We start from the raw sequence: 13,196 nt of genomic DNA, 5'->3' as shown, positions 1-13,196 counted from the left end.
CTGCACGCTATGTCGCCTGCATCGCACAGGGAAGCACCGGCACCGATCCGCATGACCACATCGACCAACCTCATGCGGCAGCGACGGTTTCTGCCGCTGTTCCTGACCCAGCTGCTCAACGCACTCAACGACAATCTCTACAAGCAGGCGATGGTCCTGTTCGTGGTCTATCAGGTCTATGATTCGCCTGAGACCGAGACCTTCGTCAGCGGCATCGCCACCGCGCTGTTCGTGCTGCCCTTCGTGCTGTTCTCCGCGACCTCGGGCCAGCTCGCCGACATGCGCAACAAGACCACCATCATCCGCTGGATCAAGTTTGCCGAGATCATCATCATGTCGGTCGGCGCCACCGGCTTGCTGCTGGCGGCCAAGGGGGTGCAGGTCGGCACGCTCGCCATCCCGCTGATGTTCCTCGCGCTGTTCGCGATGGGGATGCATTCGACCTTCTTTGGTCCGATCAAGTACGCGATCCTGCCGCAGCATCTCGAAAAGGACGAGGTGCTGGCGGGCACCGGCCTCGTCGAGGCGGGAACCTATGTCGCGATTCTGGTCGGCATGATGCTGGGCGGGGCGATGCCGATCATGTGGAGCATCATCGCGGTGATCGCGATTGCGTTGGTCGGCTATCTGGTGTGCCGCTGGGTGCCGCCTGCCCCGCCGCAGACCGAAGAGACCAAGGTCGACTGGAACCCGATCCGCGCGTCGCGATCGCTGATCGCCTTTTCGATGGGCAATCCCGAGCTGCGCTATTCGGTGCTGGCGATTTCCTATTTCTGGACCATCGCTGCGATCCTTTCGGTGCAGTTCATCCCCCTCGCCAAGAACGTGCTGCTGGCCGACAAGCAGGTCGCCGCGGTGATGCTGGTGGCCTTCTCGGCCGGGATCGCGATCGGCTCGGTATCGATCAATGCGCTGCTCAAGGGCGCTATCTCGGCACGCTATTGCGCGCCCTCGGTGCTGGCGCTCGGCGTGCTGCTGATCGGCTTTTATCTGCTGTGCCGGGCGTGGAACCTCTCCCCGGCCTCGGGCGCGCTGTTCACCGTGAGCGAATTCATTGCCCAGCCGCTGGCGCTGGTGCTGCTGACCAATCTCGTGCTGATCGCGGTGGCGGGGGGCATGTTCGTGGTGCCGCTCTATGCCTTTCTCACCACCAAGGTCGACAAGTCGGAAGCCTCGCGCTCGGTGGCGGCGAACAACTTCATCTCATCGGTGTTCATGGTGGTGGGCGCAGGCGCGGCCGGGGCGCTCGGCTTCCTCGGCATCCCGCTACAGGAACAACTTTTGATCAGCCTGTTCCTGTGCCTGCTATCGGCCCAGCTGGCGCGCAAGCTGCACGCGCTGGAAGCGGGCAATCCGCGCGCGGCCGATGCCGCCAGGTGAGGCCCGAAAGGGTCTGCTTCAGATGATGAAGGTCAGGATCGCTGCGGTCGCGGCGACATAGGCGCTGGCAAAGCCGCGCACGTCGGCCAGCGTCAGCCGCCACAGGTCTTCCGCCGGAATCGGGATTAGATCGCGCTTCACGTGCGGCGGCAGCAACGCGCGGAAGGGATGGCGGGCGCTCTCATCGCTGAGCACCAGGCTCCGGCGGGTGCGATGGTCGCCGCGCGGGCGGGTGATGAGGTCGCTGGTCAGGCGGGCGCGAGTCATGGGGGGGACGTTAACACTTTCTTTACCTTTTGGAACGGCTCTCACCCCACCTGTCACAGCGTGGGACAGACCTGCGCCAAGGGGGCATCGTGCCCACGGGTTTGCGCCGCCGCGCGCCGGGCTGTAGAGGCCGGAAAGAACGGAAAGACGGGAGAGTTCACGTGTCTGATTCCACGCGCAGCGCCGCCGCGCTGCTGGTCGATTGCCTTGCCGAGCAGGGCGTGACGCGGATCTTCACCGTGCCGGGGGAAAGCTTCCTCGCCGTGCTCGATGCCCTCCCCGAACGGCCCGAAATCGCGGTGGTGACCTGCCGGCAGGAAGGCGGCGCGGCATTCATGGCCTGCGCCGAGGGGGCGATGAACGCTGCCGACACCGGCCGCCCCGGCATCGCCTTCGTCACCCGCGGGCCGGGCGCGACCAATGCCTCGATCGGCGTCCATGTCGCGCATCAAGACAGCCAGCCGATGATCCTGTTCGTCGGTGACGTGGCCCGCGCGATGCAGGGGCGCGAAGGCTTTCAGGAGATCGATTTCACCGCCTTCTTTTCCCCGATCTGCAAGTGGGCGGCGCGGATCGACGTTCCGGCGCGCATCCCCGAATACATCGCCCGCGCCTATGCAGTGGCGATGAGCGGGCGGCCCGGCCCGGTGGTGCTCGCCCTGCCCGAGGATATGCTGGTGGAACAGGTGCCCGTCAGTCTCGTGCCGCGCCCCTATGTCACCCGCCCCGCGCAGGCCGTGTGCCCCGATGCGATGCAGACGCTGCTCGGTCTCATCGCCGATGCCGCCAGCCCGATCGCGATCATCGGCGGGGCGGGCTGGAACGCCAAGGCGCGGACCTATTTCCAGCAGTTTGCCGAACGCATCGGCCTGCCCGTCGCCACCGCCTTCCGTCGGCAGGACGCGATCGCGCCCGACAGCCCGGTCTATGCCGGCAATCTCGGCTATGGCCCCAACCCCAAGCTGGTCGAACGTGTAAGGAACGCCGACCTCGTCATCGCCGTGGGCGCGCGGCTGGGCGAGGCGACCACCGAGGGCTACACCGTCCCCACGCCCGACCACCCCGGCCAGATCCTCGTCCACATCCACCCCGACCCAGAGGAACTGGGCCGCGTCTATCGCACCGATCTGGCGCTGTGCTGTTCGGTGGATGAATTCGCCGAGGCCGCCGCGCTCTGGGAGGATACCGACATTATCCCCTTCGATGCGGGGGCCGAGGCGCACCGCGAATGGCTGGAATGGGCAACCCCGCAGCCTTCCGACGCGGCGATGGATCTGGCCACCTGCGTGGCGGCGATGCGCGCGGCGCTGCCTGCCGATACGATCATCTGCAACGGCGCGGGCAATTTCGCCGGGTGGTGGCACCGCTACTGGCGCTACACCGCCTATCCCGGCCAGCTTGCGCCCACCTGCGGGGCGATGGGCTATGGCGTGCCGGCGGCCGTGGCAGCCGCGCTGCACTATCCCGAGCGGACGGTCGTGGCGGTTGCCGGGGACGGGGATTTCCTGATGAACGGGCAGGAACTCGCCACCGCCGCGCAATATGGAGCAAGCCTCATCGTGGTGGTGGTTGACAACGGCGCCTACGGCACGATCCGGATGCACCAGGAGCGCGAATATCCCGGCCGCGTTTCGGGGACGAGCCTGGTGAACCCCGATTTCGCGGCGCTGGGCGCGGCCTTCGGCGGGTGGAGCGCCAAGGCCACGACAACAGAGCAATTCGTCGCCGCGCTCGAACAAGCCAAGGCCCGCTCCGGCATCCGCCTGATCCATGCTCTGACCGATCTCGAGCGGATCGCGGCCAGCGGCGCGACCATCAGCGGCCTGCGCGCGCGGGCCCGATGATTGCAGCGGGGTGGGGTGAAGCGGGGCACTGCAGGGTTGACCGGCCATTGGGCCGTCATTGTCCGATCATTGGCAGGCCTTGGTCGGTTTCACGGGAAACAGTCGCCGCGCCGCACTAACCCCGCGCCATCTCGCAGATCACCGCCCATTCGGCCGGCGTGACCGCGCAGACCGAAAGGCGCGAGAGGCGGATGAGCTGCATTTGGGCGAGCCGCGGTTCGGCCTTGATCGCAGCGAGCGCGACGGGGTGGGCGAATTTCTCCTTCGCCTTCAGCTTCACCGCCGCCCACTTGCCGGTCTCGTCGGTGGGATCGCTGATCCCGCTGACAGTGATCTCGGCAATGCCGACGATCTCCAGGCCCTCGCGCGAGTGGTAGAAAAACGCCTCGTCCCCTACCTGCATCGCCATCAGATTGTTGCGCGCAAGGTAATTGCGCACCCCATCCCAGGTGCCCTCGCCCTCGGCGACGAGATCATCCCAGCTGTACTTGAAGGGTTCGGATTTCATCAGCCAGTAGGCCATTGCGCGTGCGGCTCCTTGCAAGCGGATAGATACGGGAAAGGCCGGCCCCGCCGATAGCCCGCCGGCACGCAAGCACTCAAGCCCCGCTGCGCGTCAGGCACGCGATTAACCCGATCTTTAGCGCCCCCTGCGATAATGCACGCGATTGGGGGAAGGCGCGGCATCGGCTGCAGTCCCATGGGAAGACTCAGGGTTGACGGCTTTGCAGGACAAGGAACCAGACGATCCGCTCCACAATGCTGAACGCGACATTGTCGCATTGGGCATTGCAGCAGCCGCGATCCTGCTGCTGGTGGCAACCGGAGGCGCTGTCATGCCCGCAGCGGTGCAATCGCTGCTGGGATCGGGAAGCGCGCCCGATAAACTCCTGGTCAGCGCGCTGCTGCTCAACATCGCGCTGATCATCTTCGGCTGGCGGCGTTACCGCGAACTCACCCACGAAATCGCCGAGCGCCGCCGGGCCGAAGAGCAGGCCCGCCTGTTGGCGGCGACCGATCCGCTCACCCAATGCCTCAACCGTCGCAGCATGGCCGACGCCAGCGAACAATTGCGCGCCTGGGCCGCACAGCGCGGCGAGGCCATCGCCTATGCCATGATAGATCTGGATAACTTCAAGCAGATCAACGATATGTATGGCCATTCCTGCGGCGACGCAGTGCTCGTGAGGGTGAGCCAACGGATCCGCGAGCTGCTCCCGCGTGATGCCCGGCTGGCGCGGCTCGGAGGCGACGAATTCGCCTTCGTCATGCCCTATCCGGTGGGCCATACCGACCGGATCGACGATCTCGTCGTCCGGGTCTTGGCCAGCATTGCCGCGCCGATCGAAACGCATGATGTCACCGTCGAGCTGACGGTATCGATCGGGCTTGCCACCGATTATGATGCCGATGCTTCGCCTGGTCCGAGGCTCGATGCCCAAACCCTCATGCATCGTGCCGACATGGCGCTCTACCATGCCAAGAAGCAGGGTCGCAACCGCCACTTCTGGTTCGATCCGGGCATGGAAAGCGAGATCAGGTTCCGCAACCAGCTGGAAACCGGCATCCGCCGCGGGATCAGCCAGCACGAATTCGTCCCCTATTACGAACAGCAGATCGACATCCAGACCGGCGAGCTGGTCGGCTTCGAGATGCTGGCGCGCTGGCAGTCGGAACAGCTCGGCCTTGTCGGCCCGGACATCTTCATCCCGATCGCCGAGGAAATGGGGCTGATCACCCAGCTTTCCGAACAGCTGATGGACCGCGCCTTCGCCGATGCACGCGAATGGGACGAAGGACTGATGCTGTCGATCAACATCTCGCCGGTGCAGCTGCGCGATCCGTGGTTCGCACAGCGCCTGCTGAAGCGATTGGTGGCGAACAATTTCCCGCCGCAGCGGCTGGAGATCGAAATCACCGAAAGCTGCCTGCACGAGAATATCGGACTGGTGCGCGCCATGCTCACCTCCCTGCGAAACCAGGGGGTAAAGGTCAGCCTCGACGATTTCGGCACCGGCTATGCGAGCCTTGAACAGCTGCGCGATCTGCCGTTCGACCGGATCAAGATCGATCGCCACTTCATCAGCGAGCTGCGCGAGCCTGCGGGCCATGCGCAGCTGGTGGATGCGATCATCGCGCTGGCCCGCGGGCTTGATCTGCCGCTTACTGCGGAAGGCGTGGAAAACGAGGACATCCTCGGCGCGCTGCGCTCGATGGGCAAGCTCAAGGCGCAGGGCTATGTCTTTGGCGAGCCCGAAAGCGCCGAGCAAGTGCGCCAGCGGCTGGCGGCGAGCGGCAAGCTGACCGGCGCGGGCCGCCTGTCCGGGCCGCTGCCCGCGGGTTGCATCCCGCCGCCGGACTTGTCGCGCGCGGCCAATTCCTAGGCCGATCCGGCGCAGGACTGGACGCAGGCCCCGCGCGTGCATAGATGCAGGCGCGTGAGGCAGGCTATCCCCTTCATCAAGATGCATGGGCTGGGCAACGATTTCGTCGTGCTCGATGCGCGCACCATGCCGATGCCGAGGATGACGCCCGCCATCGCCCGCGCGCTGGCTGACCGACGCACTGGGATCGGCTGCGACCAGCTGGTGCTGCTGGAACCAAGCGAGGCCCACGATTTCCGCGTGCGGTTCTTCAACTCCGACGGCAGCGAGGCCGGGGCCTGCGGCAATGGCAGCCGCGCGGTTGCCGTGCTCCACGGGGCGCCCGCCACGGTGGAGACTGCCAGCGGGCCGATCACGCTCGAACCGCTGGCGGGCGGCGCGCGGGTCGACATGGGGGTGCCACGCTTCGATTGGGATGCAATCCCGCTCGCCTATCCGATGGATACCTTCACGATGCCGGTGGGCTGGGAAAATCTGACCGAGCCGATGGCGGTCAATGTCGGCAATCCGCACGTGATCTTCTTCGTGGCTGATGCCGAGGCCGCAGAGCTTGACCGGCTCGGCCCGCTGATCGAGCATGATCCGCTGTTCCCCGAAAGGGTGAACGTCAATGTCGCGAGCCTCGCGGGAGAGGATCATCTGCGCCTGCGGGTGTGGGAGCGCGGCGCCGGGCTGACGCGTGCCTGCGGCACCGGCGCCTGCGCCACGGCGGTTGCGGCGATCCGGCGCGGACTGGTCAGCAGTCCGGTGCGCGTCACCCTGCCGGGCGGTGATCTGCTGATCGCGTGGGAGCCGAGAGGGGCGCCGTCCGGCAGCATCCTGATGAGCGGCCCGGCGGTCGAGAGTTTCCGCGGCACCTTCGACTGGGACGACTACGCTTGAGCGCACCTGCGATCATTTCGCTCGGCTGTCGCATGAACATCGCCGAGAGCGAGAGGATGCGCGCGATGCTGGCGGGCGAGCGCGATCTCGTCGTGATCAATTCCTGCGCGGTGACGGGCGAAGCGCTGCGCCAGACGCGGCAGGCGATTCGCCGCGCGCGCCGCGAGCATCCGGGTGCGCGGCTGGTGGTGACCGGCTGCGCAGCCGAGATCGACCGCGCCGCGATAGGCGCGATGGACGAAGTCGATGCGCTGGTCGCCAATGCCGCCAAGCTCGATCCGCGCAGTTGGAACATCCCGGCCGAGGCCCCGCCTATCGCCCCGGCCCGCACCCGCGCTTTCGTGGCGGTTCAGAACGGCTGCGATCACGCCTGCACCTTCTGCGTCATCCCGCAAGGCCGGGGCGCGAGCCGTTCGCTCCCCGTGGTGGCGGTGCTGCGCGAGATCGAAGCCCACCTTGCGGCAGGAGCGCAGGAAGTTGCCCTGACCGGGGTCGACCTCACCAGCTGGGGCGATGATCTGCCCGGCGCACCGCGGCTTGGCGCGCTGGTCGAAGCGATCCTGACGGCTTTCCCCGCCCTGCCCCGTCTGCGCCTGTCCTCGGTTGACGGAATCGAGATCGACGCCGGTCTGTTCGCTCTTCTGGCACACGAGCCGCGGGTAATGCCCTATCTGCACCTCTCGCTCCAGCATGGCGCCGACCTCATCCTCAAACGGATGAAGCGGCGACACCGCAGGGCCGATGCGGTGGAGCTGGTTGCGCGATTGAAGGCGCTGCGCCCCGACATCGCCGTCGGCGCAGACCTCATCGCCGGCTTCCCGACCGAGGACGAGGCGCTGCATGCGGAGAACCTTGCGGTCATCGCCGAGCTAGGCATCGTCCACGCCCATGTCTTCCCCTTTTCGGCCCGGCCCGGCACTCCGGCCGCGCGGATGCCGCAACTCCCGCGCGAAGTGATCAAGGCCCGCGCCGCCGACCTGCGCGCCCGCAGCGCCGAGCTTCGCGCCGCGTGGCTGCAATCGCTTGTGGGCGAAACCCTGCCCGTCCTCGCCGAGCGCGACGGCAGCGGCTATGCCCCGAATTACGCCCGCGTCTCCCTGCCCCCCGGCACGGCAGCGGGCCGCATCATCGACGTAACCGTGCGCGAGGTCAGGGAGGGCCTGCTCGGATGAGTGAAACCAGCTGGACCCAACGCCTGTTCGGCGGGTTCGCCAAGACATCGGAACGGCTCGCGGCCAACCTGCCGGGCAGCAGCAGCGGCTTGGCCAAGCTCGATGAGACGACGCTCGATAGCCTCGAGGATGCGTTGATCATGTCCGATCTCGGCCCCGCGGCTGCGGCCCGCATTCGCGCGCGCCTGGCGGAAAAGCGCTTCGGGCTGGAGATCACCGCGCGCGAATTGAAGGAGGCCGTGGCCGAGGAAATCGCCGCGATCCTGCGCCCGGTCGCCAAGCCGCTCGAAATCACCGCCTTCCCGCGCCCGCAGGTGATCCTCGTGATCGGGGTCAACGGTTCGGGCAAGACCACCACCATCGCCAAGCTGGCCCACCTGTTCATGGAAGATGATTACGGCGTGCTGCTGGCGGCAGGCGACACCTTCCGCGCCGCCGCGATCGGCCAGCTCGCCACCTGGGCGGAGCGTATCGGGGTGGATATCGTGCGCGGCCCGGAGGGCGGCGATCCGGCGGCGATCGTCTTCGACGCGGTCAAGCGGGCGACCGACACCGGGATCGACGCGCTGATCGTCGACACGGCTGGTCGCTTGCAGAACAAGAAGGAACTGATGGAGGAGCTGGCCAAGATCCGCCGGGTGCTCGGCCGCCTCAATCCCGCAGCCCCGCATGATGTGGTGCTGGTGCTCGATGCCACCAACGGCCAGAACGCGCTCGCCCAGATCGACGTGTTCAAGGAGGTCGCAGGGGTCACTGGACTGATCATGACCAAGCTCGACGGCACCGCGCGCGGCGGCGTGCTGGTGGCGGCGGCAGAGCAATATGGACTTCCGATCCATGCCATTGGCGTGGGCGAGAAGATGGAGGATCTCAGGCCCTTCGATCCCGATCTGGTCGCCCGCGTGATTGCCGGGGTGGCGTGATGCGCGGGGATGAAGGCAAGAAGGCCGCATCGAGCTGGCTCAACGTCGCGGTCGATTACGGGCCGCTGCTGGTGTTCCTCGCGGTCTATCGCTGGATGTCGCCTGCCGAGGTCAGCGCCGCGGGCGAGACTGTCGCGATTGTCTATGGCACCGGGGCGTTCATGGCGGCCTCGATCATCGCGCTCATGGTCTCCAGGTGGCGGCTCGGCAGGGTTTCGCCGATGCTGTGGTTCTCGACCGCGCTGATCTTGGGCTTCGGCAGCTTGACGATCTTTTTCGGCGATCCGACCTTCGTACAGCTGAAGCCGACGATCATCTACGCCTGCTTTGGGGTGGCGCTGCTAGGCGGCTGCTTGATGGGAAAGGCGCTATTGAAAGTGCTGCTGGAAGCCGCCTTCGAAGGGCTGTCGCACGAAGGCTGGCTCAAGCTGTCGCGCAACTGGGGGGTGTTCTTCCTTGCCCTTGCCTTCCTCAACGAAGTGCTGCGTGCGCAATTGCGCTTCGAGGGCTGGCTGTGGGCGAAGCTGTGGGTGTTCCTGCCGCTGACTTTCCTGTTCACCTTCAGCCAGATCCCGATGCTGCTGAAGCATGGACTCAGCTTCGAGGATCGCGACGCGCCGCGCAATAACGAGCCGCCGACGAAGGGCTAGATCTCCAGCTGGCTGCCCAGTTCGACCACGCGGTTGGTGGGGAGCTTGAAGAAGTCCATCGCGCTTGCCGAATTGCGCATCATCCAGGCGAACACCTTCTCGCGCCAGATCGACATTCCGGGACGGTCGCTTGGAATCAGGGTCTGGCGCGAGAGGAAGAAGCTGGTGTGCATCATGTCGAACTCGCCCCCGCAACGCTCCATGGTCTTGAGACCCTGCGGCACGTCGGTTTCTTCCATGAAGCCGTAGTTGAGCACCGCGCGGTAGAAGCCGTCACCCAGGTCGGTCATTTCGCAGCGCTTGTGCGGGCCGACGTAGGGCACATCGGCGATGTTGATGGTAAGGATCACCACACGTTCGTGCAGCACCTTGTTGTGCTTGATGTTGTGCAGCAGCGCGGAAGGCACGCCGGCGGTGGTCGAGGCCATGAAGATCGCCGTGCCCGGCACCCGCACGGCGGAGTTCTTGGCCGACTTGACGAAGATCTCCAGCGGCAGCGCACTCTCGCTCATGCGCTCGCGCATCAGGTTGCGCCCGCGCGACCAGGTGGTGAGCAGAGTGAAGATCAAGAAGCCGATTGCCAACGGCACCCACCCGCCCTGCGGCACCTTGACGAGGTTCGCACTGAAATAGGCGATATCGACGATCAGGAATACTGCGACCAGCGGCAGGGCCTTCCACAGCGGCCAGCGCCACAGCGCCGTCAGCACCGCCGCGAGCAGCAGGGTATCGATGAACATCGCCCCGGTCACCGCAATGCCATAGGCCGCGGCAAGGTTGCTCGACGACTGGAAGAACAGCACCAGCAGGATCACCATCACCATCAGGCCCCAGTTGATCGCCGGAATGTAGATCTGACCCGCAGCCGAAGCGCTGGTGTGGCGGATTTCCATGCGCGGGACGAAGCCGAGCTGGATGGCCTGCTGGGTCAGGCTGAACGCGCCCGAGATCACCGCCTGGCTGGCAATGATCGTGGCGAGCAGCGCAAGCAACACCACCGGCACCTTGACCGCATCGGGGATCATCAGGAAGAAAGGATCTTGGATCAGCGCCGCGGTCGCCTCCGGGGAGGTCTGCGACAGCACCAGCGCTCCCTGCCCCATGTAGTTGAGCATCAGCGCGGGGAACACGAAGGCCAGCCACGAAATGCCGATCGGCTTCCTCCCGAAATGGCCCATGTCGGCATAGAGCGCCTCGGCCCCGGTCACCGCCAGCACGACGCTGCCCAGCGCGATAAAGGCGGTAAACCCGTCGGTGATGAAGAAGTTGATCGCGTTCAGCGGATTGATCGTCGCGAAAATGATCGCCGGATCGGCGGTCAGATGCATGACGCCCAAGGTGGCCAGCATGGCGAAATAGGTCAGCATGATCGGCCCGAACAGCTTGCCCACCCGCTCTGTCCCGCGCGATTGCAGCGCGAACAGGCAGACGAGGATGGCAATCGCGGTGGGCACGATCCACGGCTCGAAGCCGGGGACGATATATTGCAGACCTTCGGTCGCCGAGAGCACCGAGATCGCCGGCGTGATCATGCTGTCGCCATAGAACAGCGCCGTCGCGAACACCCCGAGCAGCACCAGCGGCGCGGTCCACTTGGCACTGTCCGACACGCGGCGGATCAGCGCCAGCAGCGCAAGGCTTCCGCCCTCGCCCTTGTTGTCGGCGCGGGTGATGGTGAGGACATATTTGACCGTCACCACCATCATCATCGACCAGAACACGAGGCTCAGCACGCCGTGGATATGCGCCGCGTCGGGCGAGATGCCGGGCGCGCCGTGATGCGAGGCAAAGGTCTCGCGGAAGGCGTAGAGCGGGCTGGTGCCGATGTCGCCGAACACCACACCGACCGCGCCGAGCGCCAGCGCGGCGGTGGAGGCGCCATGGCCTTGGCCATGGCCGGTGGCATCGCCGGACGTCGCGGGGGAAACGGTGCTGGTCATCTCAATAGGATTTCCCGTCGGTTCGGTCCTGACCGTCCCACCCAAGCGACTCACGCCGGAGCGGCGGCGCGCCTAGCACTGTGGCTTTGCAGCCGCAACATGGGATGCAGGGGCGATAGGCGGCGGGCACGCGGGCATCATTGCCCCTGCAGCATCGGCGCGCGCGCGATCATCTCGTCGAGCCGGGCGACTTCGGCCGCCAGCCCTTCGCGCCAGGGGGCATCGGGGGGCGAGCGGTCGACGAGGCTGGCCCACACGGCGCGCGCGGCGCGCACCTCACCGCTCTGGAGATAGGCGAAGCCGAGGAAATAGTCCGCGCCGGGGTTGTCCGGATCGATCGCGCGGGCGCGGCCGAAGGCCTCTATCGCCGCCGGGGTCACCGTGCCGTCGGCATGGCCCACCAGCGCAAGGCCGAGCGCCAGCCAGCTTTCCAGATCATCCGGATGTTCCTCCAGACCGCGCCGCAGCAGGCCTGCTGCCTCACCGAACCGTCCGCGCCGGGCGAAGGCATCGGAGGTGAGCAGATAGTCAGGCGGCGCCGTGGTGCGATCGAACAGCGCTGCGCGGCCCTCGACCATTGCCTCGCCCTGATCCGAGACGCGGCTCTCGGGCGCCTTGGGCGCCGAGGGCAGTCCGGGCGAGCCCTGCCAGGCATAGCCCGCCAGCCCGAACACCAGCACCGCGGCAAACAGCGTCAGATCCTGACGCGGCAGGCGCAGCAGGAAAGCCGCAAGCGCAAGGGCGGCAAGCGCCAGCGCGGCCACAGCCAGCCAGCCTGCGATCATGCCGCCTCTCCCCCATCCGAACGCCGCTTGCCCAGCCGCCGCAGCAGCACGCCCGCGACCAGCAGGATGACCAGCACCGGCACCGCGAACAGCGGCCAGGTAATGCTGTTCACCTCGGGCTGGTAGCTGACATAGTCGCCATAGCGCGCGATCAGCCAGGCGCGGATCTGATCGGGGCTTTCGCCCGCGAGAATGCGGCTCCTCACCTGATGGCGCATGTCACCCGCCATCGGTGCATCGCTGTCGGCAATCGACTGCGACTGGCACTTGAGGCAGCGCAGCGTGTGCATCAGCGCCGTCGCCTCGGCCTCCAGCTTGGGATCGTCGAGCTGTTGATAGGCATAGGGCGCGGGCGGCATGGTGTCCTGCGCGCCCAGCGGGCCGGGCAGCACCACCGCCAGCAGCGCCAGAGCAGCAAGAACGGCAGGGCGGATCATTTCGCCTTCTCCAGTTCGGCCAGGAGCACCGGTACGTCATCCGCACGGATGTCACCAATATGCTGGTAGCGGATCACGCCCTTGGCATCGATCACGAAGGTTTCGGGCACGCCCGATGAACCGATCGCCAGCTGCACCTCGGAGATGCGGTCGGAGCCGATGCGGCTATAGGGATTGCCATAGCGACCAAGGAAATTGGCAACGTCTTCGGGCCGATCGCGGATGGCGATCCCGATGATCTCCACCCCTTGCGCCTTCAGGGCCTCGAGCTGCGGGGCCTCGGCGATGCAGGGCAGGCACCAGCTCGCCCAGACATTGAGGAGGCGTGGCTGGCCTCCGAGGAAATCCGCCTTGGCCGCGCCCGGCAGGCCGGCGAAGGCCGGATCGAGCGCGAAATCGGGCAATGGCTGGCCGATCATCGTGCTCGCGACGAACTGGTCCTTTTCCTGGGTCAGCATGTAGGCCGCCAGCCCCGCGAAGAAGGCGAATAGCGCAAGCGGCACCCAGAGCAAGAATCGGTTCTTCACGATCA

Annotated in this window: 13 protein-coding genes; 7 read left to right on the top strand and 6 right to left on the bottom strand. The window is 66.3% G+C overall.

Annotated elements, in window-relative coordinates; translation table 11 throughout:
- Nucleotides 1-51 precede the first annotated feature (51 nt).
- The gene (locus tag BZF61_RS01095; RefSeq protein ID WP_086616780.1) at nucleotides 52-1,380 is read left to right on the top strand and encodes an MFS transporter; all 1,329 of its coding nucleotides are present in this window, start codon (nucleotides 52-54) and stop codon (nucleotides 1,378-1,380) included.
- 18 nt (nucleotides 1,381-1,398) lie between these two features.
- Here BZF61_RS01095 and BZF61_RS01090 read toward each other — a convergent pair whose 3' ends face one another.
- Entirely contained in the window at nucleotides 1,399-1,647 is a 249-nt protein-coding gene (locus BZF61_RS01090) for a hypothetical protein (RefSeq protein WP_086616779.1), read from the bottom strand.
- A gap of 161 nt (nucleotides 1,648-1,808) precedes the next feature.
- Here BZF61_RS01090 and BZF61_RS01085 point away from each other — a divergent pair, with 161 nt between their 5' ends.
- Nucleotides 1,809-3,491, top strand: a complete 1,683-nt coding sequence (locus tag BZF61_RS01085; RefSeq protein ID WP_086616778.1) for a thiamine pyrophosphate-binding protein — start codon at nucleotides 1,809-1,811, stop codon at nucleotides 3,489-3,491.
- A 115-nt stretch (nucleotides 3,492-3,606) separates the two neighbouring features.
- Here the strand turns inward: BZF61_RS01085 and BZF61_RS01080 are convergent, their stop codons facing one another.
- A complete protein-coding gene (locus BZF61_RS01080; RefSeq protein ID WP_086616777.1) occupies nucleotides 3,607-4,014 on the bottom strand; it encodes an EVE domain-containing protein in 408 nt (135 codons plus the stop codon).
- A gap of 193 nt (nucleotides 4,015-4,207) precedes the next feature.
- Between BZF61_RS01080 and BZF61_RS01075 the strand changes: the two genes are divergently transcribed.
- The 5 genes from BZF61_RS01075 to BZF61_RS01055 all read left to right on the top strand — a co-directional run bounded on the left by BZF61_RS01075 (nucleotide 4,208) and on the right by BZF61_RS01055 (nucleotide 9,502).
- Complete coding sequence (locus BZF61_RS01075; RefSeq protein ID WP_245804444.1) at nucleotides 4,208-5,875, top strand: putative bifunctional diguanylate cyclase/phosphodiesterase; 1,668 nt, start codon at nucleotides 4,208-4,210, stop codon at nucleotides 5,873-5,875.
- 81 nt (nucleotides 5,876-5,956) lie between these two features.
- On the top strand, nucleotides 5,957-6,757 hold the full coding sequence (gene dapF / locus BZF61_RS01070; protein WP_245804461.1) for a diaminopimelate epimerase: 801 nt from the start codon (nucleotides 5,957-5,959) through the stop codon (nucleotides 6,755-6,757).
- Nucleotides 6,754-7,929: a MiaB/RimO family radical SAM methylthiotransferase gene (locus tag BZF61_RS01065; protein ID WP_086616774.1), complete on the top strand. Its 1,176-nt coding sequence runs from the start codon at nucleotides 6,754-6,756 to the stop codon at nucleotides 7,927-7,929. The genes dapF and BZF61_RS01065 overlap by 4 nt, the downstream gene beginning before the upstream one ends.
- A complete protein-coding gene (gene ftsY, locus BZF61_RS01060; protein WP_086616773.1) occupies nucleotides 7,926-8,852 on the top strand; it encodes a signal recognition particle-docking protein FtsY in 927 nt (308 codons plus the stop codon). The genes BZF61_RS01065 and ftsY overlap by 4 nt, the downstream gene beginning before the upstream one ends.
- Nucleotides 8,852-9,502 carry an inner membrane-spanning protein YciB gene (locus BZF61_RS01055; protein ID WP_086616772.1) on the top strand — a complete coding sequence of 217 codons (651 nt, stop codon included), beginning with the start codon at nucleotides 8,852-8,854 and terminating at the stop codon, nucleotides 9,500-9,502. The genes ftsY and BZF61_RS01055 overlap by 1 nt, the downstream gene beginning before the upstream one ends.
- Here the strand turns inward: BZF61_RS01055 and BZF61_RS01050 are convergent.
- The 4 genes from BZF61_RS01050 to BZF61_RS01035 form a co-directional block, all read right to left on the bottom strand.
- The gene (locus BZF61_RS01050) at nucleotides 9,499-11,442 is read right to left on the bottom strand and encodes a potassium transporter Kup (RefSeq protein ID WP_086616771.1); all 1,944 of its coding nucleotides are present in this window, start codon (nucleotides 11,440-11,442) and stop codon (nucleotides 9,499-9,501) included. The genes BZF61_RS01055 and BZF61_RS01050 overlap by 4 nt on opposite strands.
- A gap of 137 nt (nucleotides 11,443-11,579) precedes the next feature.
- Nucleotides 11,580-12,227 (bottom strand): tetratricopeptide repeat protein, encoded by a 648-nt coding sequence (locus BZF61_RS01045; RefSeq protein WP_086616770.1) that lies wholly within the window; start codon nucleotides 12,225-12,227, stop codon nucleotides 11,580-11,582.
- A complete protein-coding gene (locus tag BZF61_RS01040) occupies nucleotides 12,224-12,664 on the bottom strand; it encodes a cytochrome c-type biogenesis protein (protein ID WP_086616769.1) in 441 nt (146 codons plus the stop codon). The genes BZF61_RS01045 and BZF61_RS01040 overlap by 4 nt, the downstream gene beginning before the upstream one ends.
- Nucleotides 12,661-13,191, bottom strand: a complete 531-nt coding sequence (locus tag BZF61_RS01035) for a DsbE family thiol:disulfide interchange protein (RefSeq protein ID WP_086616912.1) — start codon at nucleotides 13,189-13,191, stop codon at nucleotides 12,661-12,663. The genes BZF61_RS01040 and BZF61_RS01035 overlap by 4 nt, the downstream gene beginning before the upstream one ends.
- Between the last annotated feature and the right edge of the window lie 5 nt (nucleotides 13,192-13,196).

This window comes from Erythrobacter tepidarius, from assembly GCF_002155695.1.
Lineage (GTDB): Bacteria > Pseudomonadota > Alphaproteobacteria > Sphingomonadales > Sphingomonadaceae > Erythrobacter > Erythrobacter tepidarius.
Note: the sequence above shows the minus strand (reverse complement) of the source record. Positions and strands in the feature narration are given on the sequence as shown.

What these genes read in the sequence shown, in the direction of transcription:
- BZF61_RS01095 (WP_086616780.1), top strand. Translation starts at nt 52, where the DNA reads ATGACCACATCGACCAACCTCATGCGGCAGCGACGGTTTCTGCCGCTG.
- BZF61_RS01090 (WP_086616779.1), bottom strand. Translation starts at nt 1,647, where the DNA reads ATGACTCGCGCCCGCCTGACCAGCGACCTCATCACCCGCCCGCGCGGC.
- BZF61_RS01080 (WP_086616777.1), bottom strand. Translation starts at nt 4,014, where the DNA reads ATGGCCTACTGGCTGATGAAATCCGAACCCTTCAAGTACAGCTGGGAT.
- dapF (WP_245804461.1), top strand. Translation starts at nt 5,957, where the DNA reads ATGCATGGGCTGGGCAACGATTTCGTCGTGCTCGATGCGCGCACCATG.
- ftsY (WP_086616773.1), top strand. Translation starts at nt 7,926, where the DNA reads ATGAGTGAAACCAGCTGGACCCAACGCCTGTTCGGCGGGTTCGCCAAG.
- BZF61_RS01055 (WP_086616772.1), top strand. Translation starts at nt 8,852, where the DNA reads ATGCGCGGGGATGAAGGCAAGAAGGCCGCATCGAGCTGGCTCAACGTC.
- BZF61_RS01050 (WP_086616771.1), bottom strand. Translation starts at nt 11,442, where the DNA reads ATGACCAGCACCGTTTCCCCCGCGACGTCCGGCGATGCCACCGGCCAT.
- BZF61_RS01045 (WP_086616770.1), bottom strand. Translation starts at nt 12,227, where the DNA reads ATGATCGCAGGCTGGCTGGCTGTGGCCGCGCTGGCGCTTGCCGCCCTT.
- BZF61_RS01040 (WP_086616769.1), bottom strand. Translation starts at nt 12,664, where the DNA reads ATGATCCGCCCTGCCGTTCTTGCTGCTCTGGCGCTGCTGGCGGTGGTG.